General features: G+C 70.8%; 5 protein-coding genes. All 5 read right to left on the minus strand.

The features are described 5' to 3' along the window. Positions 1 to 151: 151 nt before the first annotated feature. A complete protein-coding gene (locus tag RCG67_RS02815; RefSeq protein ID WP_368824747.1) occupies positions 152 to 1,351 on the minus strand; it encodes a 4-hydroxybenzoate 3-monooxygenase in 1,200 nt (399 codons plus the stop codon). Positions 1,352 to 1,511: 160 nt separating this feature from the next. Further along, positions 1,512 to 2,276, minus strand: a complete 765-nt coding sequence (locus RCG67_RS02820; protein ID WP_368824748.1) for an IclR family transcriptional regulator — start codon at positions 2,274 to 2,276, stop codon at positions 1,512 to 1,514. Positions 2,277 to 2,437: 161 nt separating this feature from the next. Next, positions 2,438 to 6,322 carry a DNA-directed RNA polymerase subunit beta' gene (locus tag RCG67_RS02825; protein WP_058872515.1) on the minus strand — a complete coding sequence of 1,295 codons (3,885 nt, stop codon included), beginning with the start codon at positions 6,320 to 6,322 and terminating at the stop codon, positions 2,438 to 2,440. Between the two features lie 61 nt (positions 6,323 to 6,383). After that, positions 6,384 to 9,893 (minus strand): DNA-directed RNA polymerase subunit beta, encoded by a 3,510-nt coding sequence (rpoB, locus tag RCG67_RS02830; protein ID WP_058872514.1) that lies wholly within the window; start codon positions 9,891 to 9,893, stop codon positions 6,384 to 6,386. A 277-nt stretch (positions 9,894 to 10,170) separates the two neighbouring features. After that, the gene (gcvP, locus tag RCG67_RS02835; RefSeq protein ID WP_368824749.1) at positions 10,171 to 13,065 is read right to left on the minus strand and encodes an aminomethyl-transferring glycine dehydrogenase; all 2,895 of its coding nucleotides are present in this window, start codon (positions 13,063 to 13,065) and stop codon (positions 10,171 to 10,173) included. Between the last annotated feature and the right edge of the window lie 213 nt (positions 13,066 to 13,278).

The raw sequence follows: 13,278 nt of genomic DNA on the forward strand, positions 1-13,278 counted from the left end.
CGCGAGGTGGCTGCCGCACCGGCGGGCGTCGTGCCCGCCGTGGTCCGCGCCTCTACGGAGAACTCCCCGAGGCTAGCGCATACGGTGCAGCATTCGCACATATGTTCGTTGTGCGAACTTATTCTGGGGTCACAGTCGACGAGCGCGGCCGTCAGCGGTCGTCGGGCCAGCCCGTGTAGGACTCCGCGAAGTAGGCGGCCCCGCGCGCCGAGCCGGTGATGGCCTTGAACTCGCCGTGCCGGCGCTTCTGGTTGAAGGGGTTCTCCCCCGGCTGCGTGTGCATGAGCTGGGTCGCCCAGTAGGAGAAGTTCTGGGCCTTCCACACGCGCTCCAGCGCCGTGGCCGAGTACCCGGCCAGCCCGGAGTCGTCACCGGAGCGGAAGAACTCCACGAGCGCCGGGGCGAGCACGCGGACGTCGCAGAACGCCAGGTTCAGGCCCTTGGCCCCGGTCGGGGGCACCGTGTGGCCGGCGTCGCCCACGAGGAACAGGTTGCCGTGGCGCAGGGGCTCGCAGACGTAGGAGCGGAACTTCAGCACCGTCTTGTCGAAGATGGGCCCCTCCTGGAGCCGCAGGCCGTCGGGGCCCGCGACCCGGCGCTGGAGCTCGGCCCAGATCCGCTCGTCGTCCCAGTCGTCGACGTCCTCCTCCGGGTCGCACTGGAAGTACATCCGCTGGACGGTGTCGCTGCGCTGGGAGACGAGGGCGAAGCCGTGCTCGGAGTTCGCGTAGATGAGCTCCGGGGCGCTCGGCGGGGCCTCGGCGAGGATCCCGAACCAGGCGAAGGGGTACTCGATGAAGTTGTCGGTGCGCTCCTGCTCGGGGATCGCGCGGCGGCAGATGCTCTGCGAGCCGTCGGCGCCCACGAGGACCTCGCAGCGGATCTCGAAGTCCTCGCCCGCGGCGTCGGTGAAGCGGATGCCCGGCCGGTCGGTGGTCAGGTCCAGGACCTCGGTGTCGGTGACCGACCAGCGCACGTCCCCGCCGTCGCGCTCGCGGGCCTCGGCCAGGTCCAGGAACACCTCGTTCTGCGGGTAGAGCCACACGGACTCGCCGACGAGCTCCTTGAAGTCGATGCGGTGGCTCTCGCCCTGGAAGCGCAGCACGGTGCCCTCGTGCTCGTGGCCCTCGGTGAGCACGCGTCCGTCGACACCCTCCTCGACGAGCATCCGCACGGTCGGGGCCTCGAGGATGCCGGCCCGGTGGGTCGCGTGGATGGTGTCCTTGTCGCGCTTCTCGACGACGATGCTGTCGATGCCGGCGCGGCCGAGCAGGTGGGCGAGCATCAGCCCGGCCGGGCCGCCGCCCACGATGCCGACCTGGGTCCTGAGAACGGTGCGCTGTGCGCTCATGAGTGCTCCTGGTGATACGACGGGAATCGTGTCCAGTGTCCCAGCGGGCTGTGGGCGGCACCACAGTCTTCCCGTTGAACGGGACAGGAGCGGCGGCGGGGCGACCGGTCCGGCGGGGCGACCGGGCCGGCGGGGCGACCGGGCCGGCGGCGCGGCCGGTTCAGCGGGCGGCGTCCCGCAGCGTCCGGCGGATGCCGTGCGCGGCGGTGTGCAGCGCCTGGACGATCGCGCCGGCGCGCGCGGCGGGGTCGCCCGCGGGGGTGATGACGCCCAGGCCCGCCACCACCTGGTCGCCGCGGCCCCGCACGGGCACGGCGATGCCCGCCGTCCCCGCCTCGAGGTAGCCGGTCTGCAGGGCGTGGCCCGCGCCGCGGATCCGCTCGAGCTCCGCGGCCAGCACCCCGGGGTCCGTCGGGGAGAGCTCGGTGAACGCGTCGAGGGGCCCCCGGAGGTACTCCTCCCGGTACTCCTGCGGCGCGTGCGCCAGCAGGACCAGGCCCGTGGCCGAGAGGTGCAGGGGCAGCCGGCCCGCGACCTCGGCGCGCACGGGCACCGCCCGGGGGTGCGAGAGCCGTTCCACGAGCAGCACCTCGCGGCCCTCCACGATGCCGAGCTGCACGTGCTGGCGCAGCACCGCGTGGATGTCGCCCATGAACGGGCGGGCGGCGCGCGCCAGCCCGAGCTCGCGCGAGGAGCGGTTGGCCAGCTCCCACAGCCGGGTGCCGATCACGTAGTGCCCGCCCTCGACCCGCTCGAGCCAGCCCTGGCGGGCCATGTCCCGGGCCAGCCGGTGCGCGGTGGCCGTGGGCAGGCCGGTGAGGGCCGCGATCCGGCCCCCCGTCAGCCGGGAGTTCTCGGCGGTGAACGCCGCGAGGATCCGGTCCGCCCGCTCGAGCACGGACTCCCCGGTGGGTGAGTTCGCCATGGTGGCTCCTGACGCTCCTTCCTGGTCCCCGGCCGTGCGCCTCGGACGTGTGCTGCGGCCCGCCGCGGGACGGGGACAGCCCCGCCCCGGAAGACGGGTCTTCCGGAACGGGGCTGCCTGGTGATCACGGGAGTGACCACGTCCTGTCGGGGACGCCGACCTCAGTTGGAGCCGAAGTCGTAGTCCTCCAGCGGGATCGCCTGGAACTCGGCGGGCGAGGAGTTCTCCTCCGCGTAGCTGAAGTCCGAGAACGAGCCCGGCTCCGTGAACAGCGAGGCCTTCGCCTCGTCCGTCGGCTCCACGTCGATGTTGTTGTACCGCGCGAGCCCGGTGCCGGCCGGGATCAGCTTGCCGATGATCACGTTCTCCTTGAGGCCCACCAGCGGGTCGGACTTGCCCTCCATGGCCGCCTGCGTGAGCACGCGGGTGGTCTCCTGGAAGGACGCGGCCGACAGCCACGAGTCGGTGGCCAGCGAGGCCTTCGTGATGCCCATCAGCTCCGGCCGGCCCGCGGCCGGGCGGCTGCTCTCGGCCACGGCCTTGCGGTTGGCCTCCAGGAAGCGGACGTTCTCCACGAGCTCGCCCGGCAGCAGGTCCGTCTCGCCGGACTCGATGATCGTCACGCGGCGCAGCATCTGCCGCACGATGACCTCCACGTGCTTGTCGTGGATGCCCACGCCCTGGGAGCGGTACACGCGCTGCACCTCGTCCACGAGGTGCTTCTGCGCCTGCCGCGGTCCGCGGATGCGCAGCACCTCCTTGGGGTCCACGGCGCCCGAGACCAGCTGCTGGCCGACCTCGACGTGGTCGCCCTCGGTCACGAGCAGCTTCGCGCGGCGCAGCACCGGGTACCCGATCGCCTCGTCCCCGTTGTCCGGGGTCACGACGAGCTTGAGGGCCTTCTCGGTGTCCTCGATGCTGACCCGCCCGGCGACCTCCGAGATCGGCGCGACGCCCTTGGGCGTGCGGGCCTCGAAGAGCTCCTGGATGCGGGGCAGGCCCTGGGTGATGTCGCCGTCCGAGGACGCCACGCCACCGGTGTGGAAGGTGCGCATCGTCAGCTGCGTGCCGGGCTCACCGATCGACTGCGCGGCGATGATGCCCACGGCCTCGCCGATGTCCACCAGCTGGTTGGAGGCCAGCGAGCGGCCGTAGCACGCCGCGCACACGCCCACCGCGGACTCGCAGGTCAGCACGGAGCGCACGCGCACCGTGTCGGCCCCGCCGGCGAAGAGGGCGCTGATGAGCGCGTCGGAGAGGTCCGTGCCGGCCTCGGCCAGGATCTCGCCGTTGGCGTCCACCACGTCCACCGCGAGCACGCGGCCGTGCACCGTGTTCTCGATGTCCTCGTGCAGCACCCGGGCACCGGACTCCTGCACGTCGGCGAGCGGCAGGTTCAGGCCGCGCTCCGTCATGCAGTCCGCCTCCCGCACGATGACGTCCTGGGAGACGTCCACGAGACGACGGGTCAGGTAGCCCGAGTTCGCCGTGCGCAGCGCGGTGTCGGCCAGGCCCTTGCGGGCGCCGTGGGTCGCGATGAAGTACTCCAGCACCGACAGGCCCTCCCGGTAGGAGGACTTGATCGGGCGGGGCATGATCTCGCCCTTCGGGTTGGACACGAGCCCGCGGATGCCGGCGATCTGGCGGACCTGCATCCAGTTGCCTCGGGCGCCGGAGGACACCATCCGGTTGATGGTGTTCAGCGGCGAGAGGTTCGCCTGCATGGCCTGGGCGACCTCGTCGGTGGCCTTCGTCCAGATGTCGATGAGCTCCGAGCGCCGCTCGTCGTCGTCGATCAGACCGCGGTCGTACTGGCCCTGGATCTTCGCGGCCTGCGCCTCGTAGCCCTCCATGATGGCGGGCTTCTCCGGCGGGGTCGCGATGTCCGAGATGGCCACGGTCACGCCCGAGCGGGCCGCCCAGTGGAACCCGGCGTCCTTGAGCTCGTCGAGGGTGTGCGCCACGGTCACCATCGGGTACCGCTCCGCGAGGTCGTTGACCAGCGCGGACAGGTGCTTCTTGTCCGCGACGGCCTCGTCCCAGGGGTAGTCCTCGGGCAGCGTCTCGTTGAACAGCACGCGGCCCAGCGTGGTCTCCACGACCACGGGCGAGCCCGGCTCCCAGCCCTCGGGGGCCTCCCAGCCCTCGAACGGCACGAAGTCGTCCAGCTCGATCCGGCACAGCGCGTTGAGGTGCAGCTTCCCGGCGTCGTGGGCCATGATCGCCTCGGCCACCGAGGAGAACGCGCGGCCCTCCCCCTCCTCGCCCTCGCGGACGGTGGTGAGGTGGTAGAGCCCGATGATCATGTCCTGCGAGGGCAGGGCGATCGGCTTGCCGTCCGAGGGCTTCAGGATGTTGTTCGAGGACAGCATCAGGATGCGCGCCTCGGCCTGGGCCTCCGGGGACAGGGGCAGGTGCACGGCCATCTGGTCGCCGTCGAAGTCGGCGTTGAACGCGCCGCACACGAGCGGGTGGAGCTGGATGGCCTTGCCCTCGACGAGCTGCGGCTCGAACGCCTGGATGCCCAGGCGGTGCAGGGTGGGGGCACGGTTGAGCAGCACGGGGTGCTCGGTGATGACCTCCTCGAGCACGTCCCACACCTGGGGGCGGTAGCGCTCGACCATGCGCTTGGCCGACTTGATGTTCTGCGCGTGGTTGAGGTCCACGAGCCGCTTCATCACGAACGGCTTGAACAGCTCGAGCGCCATCTGCTTGGGCAGACCGCACTGGTGCAGCTTCAGCTGCGGGCCGACCACGATGACCGAGCGGCCGGAGTAGTCCACGCGCTTGCCGAGCAGGTTCTGCCGGAAGCGGCCCTGCTTGCCCTTGAGCATGTCGGACAGCGACTTCAGCGCACGGTTGCCCGGCCCGGTGACCGGGCGGCCGCGGCGGCCGTTGTCGAACAGCGAGTCCACGGCCTCCTGCAGCATCCGCTTCTCGTTGTTGACGATGATCTCCGGGGCGCCCAGGTCGAGCAGGCGCTTGAGCCGGTTGTTGCGGTTGATCACGCGCCGGTAGAGGTCGTTGAGGTCCGAGGTGGCGAAGCGGCCGCCGTCGAGCTGGACCATCGGGCGCAGCTCCGGCGGGATCACCGGGACGGCGTCCAGGACCATGCCCAGCGGGGAGTTGTCCGTGGTCAGGAACGCGTTGACGACCTTGAGCCGCTTCAGGGCGCGGGTCTTGCGCTGGCCCTTGCCGGTGGCGATGGTCTCCCGCAGGGACTCGGCCTCGGCCTCGAGGTCGAAGGTCTCGAGCCGCTTCTTGATCGCCTCGGCGCCCATCGAGCCCTCGAAGTACATCCCGTAGCGGTCCACCATGACGCGGTAGAGCGCCTCGTCGCCCTCGAGGTCGTTGACCTTGAGGTTCTTGAAGCGGTCCCAGACCTGCTCGAGGCGGTCGATCTCCAGGTTGGCGCGCTTGCGCACGTTGGCCATCTGGCGGTCGGCGGAGTCGCGGAGCTTGCGCTTCTCCGCGGCCTTGCCGCCCTCCTCCTCGACCCGGCCGAGCTCGGTCTCGAGGTCGCGGGCGATCGCGGCGATGTCGGAGTCGCGGGTGGACTCCATCTGCGCCTTCTCGCGGTCCACGGCGGCCTGCAGGTTCGGCAGGTCGTCGTGGCGGGCGTCCTCGTCCACGGACGTGATCATGTACGCCGCGAAGTAGATGACCTTCTCCAGGTCCTTCGGGGCGAGGTCCAGCAGGTAGCCGAGCCGCGAGGGCACGCCCTTGAAGTACCAGATGTGGGTCACGGGAGCGGCGAGCTCGATGTGGCCCATGCGCTCACGGCGCACCTTGGCACGGGTGACCTCGACGCCGCAGCGCTCGCAGATGATGCCCTTGTAGCGCACGCGCTTGTACTTGCCGCAGTAGCACTCCCAGTCCCGGGTGGGACCGAAGATCTTCTCGCAGAACAGGCCGTCCTTCTCGGGCTTGAGCGTGCGGTAGTTGATGGTCTCCGGCTTCTTGACCTCGCCGTAGGACCAGGTCCGGATGTCCTCCGCGGTCGCAAGACCGATCCGCATGAGGCCTAGTGAAGATTCGTTGGACATGAGGGTCCTTTATCTCTTTCTCTGGAAAAGTTGACGTCTCGTCGGGATGGACCGAGGGGGATCAGACCTCTTCGACCGAGCTGGGCTCGGAGTGCGAGAGATCGATGCCCAGTTCCTCGGCCGCCCGGAAGACCTCGTCATCCGAATCGCGCATCTCGATGGTGTTGCCGTCGGCCGAGAGCACCTCGACGTTCAGGCACAGCGACTGCATCTCCTTGATGAGGACCTTGAAGGACTCGGGGACACCCGGCTCCGGTATGTTCTCGCCCTTCACGATGGCCTCGTAGACCTTCACGCGCCCGTGCACGTCGTCGGACTTGACCGTCAGCAGCTCCTGCAGCGTGTAGGCGGCGCCGTACGCCTCGAGCGCCCAGACCTCCATCTCGCCGAAGCGCTGGCCGCCGAACTGCGCCTTACCGCCCAGCGGCTGCTGGGTGATCATGGAGTACGGGCCGGTCGAGCGCGCGTGGATCTTGTCGTCCACGAGGTGGTGCAGCTTCAGGATGTACTGGTAGCCCACCGACACCGGGTCCGGGAACGGCTCGCCGGAGCGGCCGTCGAACAGCCGGGCCTTGCCGGACCGGTCGATCAGCCGCGCGCCGTCCCGCGTCGGGTTGGTGTGGTCGAGGAGGTCGAAGATCTCCTCCTCCCGCGCGCCGTCGAACACCGGGGTGGCCACGTTCGTGGGCCCGGACTGCTTCGGGAAGTTCGGCAGCCGGTCGAGCCACTCGGGCTCGCCCTCGATGTTCCAGCCCTGCTTGGCGAGCCAGCCGGTGTGCACCTCGAGGACCTGCCCGAGGTTCATGCGGCCGGGCACGCCCAGCGGGTTGAGGATGATGTCCACGGGGGTCCCGTCCTCGAGGAACGGCATGTCCTCCAGCGGCAGGATCTTCGAGATGACGCCCTTGTTGCCGTGGCGGCCGGCGAGCTTGTCGCCGTCCGTGATCTTGCGCTTCTGCGCCACGTACACCCGGACCACCTGGTTGACGCCCGCGGGCAGGTCGTCGTCCTCGTCGTCGCGGTCGAAGACGCGCACGCCGATGACGGTGCCGGACTCGCCGTGGGGCACCTTCAGGGACGTGTCGCGCACCTCGCGGGACTTCTCGCCGAAGATCGCCCGCAGCAGGCGCTCCTCGGGGGTCAGCTCGGTCTCGCCCTTCGGGGTGACCTTGCCCACCAGGATGTCGCCGGCCTGGACCTCCGCGCCGATGTGGATGATGCCGCGCTCGTCGAGGGCGGACAGCACCTCCTCGGACACGTTCGGGATGTCCCGGGTGATCTCCTCGGCGCCCAGCTTCGTGTCGCGGGCGTCGATCTCGTGCTCCTCGATGTGGATCGAGGTGAGCACGTCCTCCGAGACCATGCGCTGGGAGAGGATGATCGCGTCCTCGTAGTTGAGGCCCTCCCAGGACATGTAGGCGACCAGCAGGTTCTTGCCCAGGGCCAGCTCGCCCTGGTCCGTGGACGGACCGTCGGCGATGACCGAGCGCTCCTCGACCCGCTCGCCCTCGGAGACGATGACGCGCTGGTTGTAGGTGTTGCCCGGGTTCGAGCGCGTGAACTTGTTGATCGGGTAGACCGTGGTCGTCCCGTCGTCGTTGAGCACGCGCACGAGGTTCGCCGAGACCTCCTCGACCACGCCGGCCTTGCGCGCCAGCACGGAGTCGCCGGCGTCCAGGGCCGCGTAGCGCTCCATGCCGGTGCCCACGAGCGGGGCCTCGGACTCGAGCAGCGGCACGGCCTGGCGCTGCATGTTGGCGCCCATGAGCGCGCGGTTGGCGTCGTCGTGCTCGAGGTACGGGATGAGGGCGGTCGCCACGGACACCATCTGGCGCGGGGAGACGTCCATGTACTGCACGGCGGTCGGGTCGACCAGCACGGCCTCGCCGGAGCCGTCGGCGGCGCGCGCGAGCACGGCGTCCTCGGCGAACCGGTTGTCCAGGCCCAGCGGGGCGTTGGCCTGGGCGATCGTGACGCCGCGCTCGTCGTCGGCGGTGAGGTACTCGACGTCGTCGGTCACCAGGCCGTCGACGACCTTGCGGTAGGGCGTCTCGATGAAGCCGAACGGGTTGATCCGCCCGTAGGTCGCCAGCGAGCCGATGAGGCCGATGTTGGAGCCCTCAGGGGTCTCGATGGGGCACATGCGGCCGTAGTGCGACGGGTGGACGTCACGGACCTCCATGCCGGCGCGGTCGCGGGAGAGACCGCCCGGGCCGAGCGCGGACAGCCGGCGCTTGTGGGTCAGGCCCGCGAGCGGGTTGTTCTGGTCCATGAACTGCGACAGCTGCGAGGTGCCGAAGAACTCCTTGATCGCCGCCACGACCGGGCGGATGTTGATCAGGGTCTGCGGGGTGATCGCCTCGACGTCCTGGGTGGTCATGCGCTCGCGCACCACGCGCTCCATCCGGGACAGGCCGGTGCGGATCTGGTTCTCGATCAGCTCGCCGACCGCGCGGATGCGGCGGTTGCCGAAGTGGTCGATGTCGTCGACGTCCACGACGACCTCGCGGGGCTCGCCGTCCCGCACGCCCTTCATGGTGCCGCCGCCGGCGTGCAGGGTCACGAGGTAGCGGATCATCGCGACGATGTCGTCGACCGAGAGCACCGAGGCGTCCTCGTCCTCGAACGCCTTGTCGAGGCCCAGCTTCCGGTTGATCTTGTACCGGCCCACCTTGGCGAGGTCGTAGCGCTTGGAGTTGAAGTACATGTTGTCCAGCAGCGCCTGGGCGGCGTCGACCGTGGGCGGCTCCCCCGGGCGCAGCTTGCGGTAGATGTCCAGCAGCGCGTCCTCGCGGGACTCGACGGTGTCCTTCTCGAGGGTCGCCCGGATGGAGTCGAACTCCCCGAACTCCTCGAGGATGCGGGACTCGCTCCAGCCGAGGGCCTTGAGCAGCACGGTCACCGACTGCTTGCGCTTGCGGTCCAGGCGCACGCCCACCTGGTCGCGCTTGTCGATCTCGAGCTCGAACCAGGCGCCGCGGGACGGGATGATCTTCGCGGAGTAGATGTCCTTGTCCGAGGTGCGGTCCTGGCCGCGCTCGAAGTACGCGCCCGGCGAGCGGACGAGCTGGGAGACGACGACACGCTCGGTGCCGTTGATGACGAAGGTGCCCTTCTCGGTCATCAGCGGGAAGTCGCCCATGAACACGGTCTGCTGCTTGATCTCGCCCGTGTTGTTGTTCATGAACTCGGCCTTGACGTACAGGGGCGCCGAGTAGGTGGCGTCCCGGTCCTTGCACTCGTCCATGGTGTACTTCGGGTCGTAGAACTCCGGCTCCGAGAAGGACAGGGACATGGTGCCCTGGAAGTCCTCGATCGGGGAGATCTCCTCGAAGATGTCGGACAGGCCGGAGGTGCGGGCGATGCCCTGCTCCCCGGTCTCGATGGCCTGCTGGACGCGGGCCTGCCACCGCTCGTTGCCCACGAGACGGTCGAAGCTGTCCGTCTGGAGGGCCAGCAGGTTCGGCACGTCCAGCGGTTCATGGATCTTGGCGAAGGAGATGCGGCGCGGGACGTCCCCGTCGGCCGGTCGGTTAGCGGTTACGTTCGAATCGGTGCTCGAGGCGACCAAGATGGATTCCTTCCACAGACCTGCAGTTGAATCGCGCAGTTCCCGGCTCGGGGATACGGGTGTGCGAGGGCCAGCGGGCTGACGATGCTGGTTCGCTCCCCAGGGGCGCCCACCGCTATATGAAGGCACGCAGAATGAGGGACAACGCAAAGATCCAGCATAGGCCCCAATGGCGGCTCTGTCCACACGAGCGGTGGACGCGGGCGCCCACCGCTCGTAGGATGAGAGATTTCGTGTCCTGGGTCTCAGGGCCGCGCGGAGTCCCCGGCCCGCGGGCTCACCGGGCGGCCTCCACGGCCCCGGACTCGGCGGTCTCCTCGGCGGTTGCCTGGCTCTCGGCGGCGAACGCCTCGACGGGCGGGCAGCTGCAGACGAGGTTGCGGTCCCCGGCGGCGTTCTCCACCCGGCCCACGGGCGGCCAGAACTTGGCCAGGCGCAGCTCGGGCAGCGGATAGGCGGCCCGGGAGCGGGGGTAGGCCCGGTCCCACTCGTCGGCGGTGAGCACCTCCGCGGTGTGCGGGGCGTGGCGCAGCACCGAGTCCTCGAGCGCGACCTCGCCCTCCGCCACGGCGGTCATCTCCGCGTGGATCGCGCGCATCGCGGCCACGAACCGGTCCAGCTCCGCGAGGTTCTCGGACTCCGTGGGCTCCACCATGAGCGTGCCGGCCACGGGGAACGCGAGGGTGGGCGCGTGGAAGCCGTAGTCGACGAGCCGCTTGCACACGTCCTCCGCGGTCACCCCGGAGGCCTTCGTGAGCGCGCGGAGGTCGAGGATGCACTCGTGCGCCACGAACCCGCCGGGGCCGGTGTAGAGGGTCGGGAAGACGTCGGCGAGCCGGGTGGAGACGTAGTTCGCGCTGAGGATCGCGGTGCGCGAGGACGCGGTGAGCCCCTCCGCGCCCGTCATGGCGATGTACATCCAGGTGATCGGCAGCACCCCGGCCGAGCCGTAGCGGGCCTGGGACACGGGGAACGTCCACTCGTCGCCGTCCACGGCGCCGGGGTCCCCGGGGTCGCCGGGCAGGAACGGCACGAGGTGCTCCGCGACGCCCACGGGCCCCACGCCGGGTCCCCCGCCGCCGTGCGGGATGCAGAAGGTCTTGTGCAGGTTCAGGTGGGAGACGTCCCCGCCGAAGCGGCCGGGCCGGGCGAGGCCCATGAGGGCGTTGAGGTTGGCGCCGTCCACGTAGACCTGGCCGCCCGCGTCGTGCACGGCGGCGCACACGTCGGTGATCTGCTCCTCGAACACGCCGTGCGTCGAGGGGTAGGTGATCATGATGCCCGCGAGCTCGTCCCCCACGGTCCCGATCTTCGCGGCGAGGTCCTCCATGTCCACGGAGCCGTCCCCGGCGGTGGCCACGACCACCACCTTGAGGTCGGCGAGCACCGCGGAGGCGGCGTTGGTGCCGTGGGCCGAGGACGGGATGAGGATCGTCGTGCGCTGCCGGTCGCCCCGGGAGAGGTGGTAGCGGCGGATCGCGAGCAGCCCGGCCAGCTCGCCCTGGGACCCCGCGTTGGGCTGGACGGAGACCGCGGCGTAGCCGGTGATCTCCGTGAGCCAGGCCTCGAGCTGGGTGATCAGCTCGCGCCAGCCGACGGTCTGGTCGTCGGGGGCCAGCGGGTGGACGGAGGCGAGCTCGGGCCAGCTGATGGGCTCCATCTCGGCGGCGGCGTTGAGCTTCATGGTGCAGGAGCCCAGCGGGATCATGGTCCGGTCGAGGGCCAGGTCCTTGTCCGCGAGGGCGCGCAGCCAGCGCATCATCGCGGTCTCGGAGCGGTGCAGGGTGAACACCGGGTGCGTCAGGTAGGAGTCGGTGCGCAGCAGCTCGGCCGGGAGCTCCCAGGCGTCCCCCTCGCCGCCGTCGTCCGTGGCCGCGGCGCCGAACGCGGCGAGCACGGCGTCGACGTCCTGCTCGTCGTGGGGCTCCCCGACCGACACGGACACGTGGTCCGCGTCGGCCCGGCGCACGTTGATCCCGCGCTCCGCGGCGGCCGCCACGACGGCGTCGGCGCGGCCGGGGACCTCGGCCAGCACGGTGTCGAAGAACCGGTCGTGGACCACGCGGACGCCGCCGGCGGCGAGCCCGGCGGCGAGGCGGGCGGCCAGTCCGTGCAGGCGCTCGGCGATGGCGCGCAGCCCGTCCGGGCCGTGGTAGGCCGCATAGGCGCCGGCCACGATGGCCAGGAGGGCCTGGGCGGTGCAGATGTTCGAGGTGGCCTTCTCCCGGCGGATGTGCTGCTCGCGGGTCTGCAGGGCCAGCCGGTAGGCGGGCCGGCCGGAGGAGTCGGTCGAGACGCCCACCAGGCGGCCCGGCAGGTTCCGCTCGAGGCCCTTGCGGCAGGCCATGAACGCGGCGTGGGGCCCGCCGAAGAACAGCGGCACCCCGAAGCGCTGGGCGGAGCCCACGGCGATGTCCGCCCCCTGCTCCCCCGGGGAGCGCAGCAGGGTGAGGGACAGCAGGTCGGTGGCCACGGCCACGAGCGCACCCCGCGCGTGCGCCGCCTCGGCGGTCTCGGCGAGGGGGACGACCTCCCCGTCGACGCCCACCTGGCTCAGGACCACGCCGAAGAGGTCGCCGTCGGGCAGCCCCTCGGCGAGGTCGGTGACGACCAGTTCGATGCCCACGGCCCGGCAGCGCCCGCGCAGCACGGCGAGGGTCTGGGGAAGCGTCCTGGCGTCCACGACGACGCGCCGGCTCGTGGCCCTGCGGTTGGACCGGTGCATCATGAGCACGGCCTCGGCCACCGCGGTGGCCTCGTCCAGCAGGGAGGCGTTCGCCAGGTCGAGACCGGTGAGGTCCATGACGGCGTTCTGGAACGTCAGCAGCGCCTCCAGGCGTCCCTGGGAGATCTCGGCCTGGTACGGGGTGTAGGAGGTGTACCAGGCCGGGTTCTCGAGGATGTTGCGGCGCAGCGCGGGCGGGGTCACGGTGTCCGCGTAGCCCTGCCCGATCATCTGGGTCATCACGCGGTTCTTCGCGGCGACCCGGCGCAGGGCCGTGAGCGCCTCGTGCTCCGACAGCGGGGCGGGAAGGTCCAGGGGCTGGTCCGAGGTGATGCCGGCGGGGACCGCGCGGGCGACGAGCTCGTCGAGGTCGGCGGCGCCGACGACCTCGAGCATGCTCCGGGTCTCGGCGGCGTCCGGTCCGAGGTGGCGTGGCAGGAAGGACACGGTCAGCTCCTCGTGGTTCGAGGCCCCGTGGGGCCCGTCCGACCTTCCCCGCTGACGTTCCCGACCGGAGAGCTCGTCCCGGCCGCTGCGGGCCGCCTGCACCGTCGGGGCCTCCCGTCCGGGCCGGCGGCGGGGGCCTCTTCGGCGTGGCCTGCTCGCAGCGGTACCGGGGCCTGGGAGAAGCTCCGGAGAGCTCCGTTCCCCGGCGCCTTC

The organism is Kocuria cellulosilytica (assembly GCF_040981245.1).
Lineage (GTDB): Bacteria > Actinomycetota > Actinomycetes > Actinomycetales > Micrococcaceae > Kocuria > Kocuria cellulosilytica.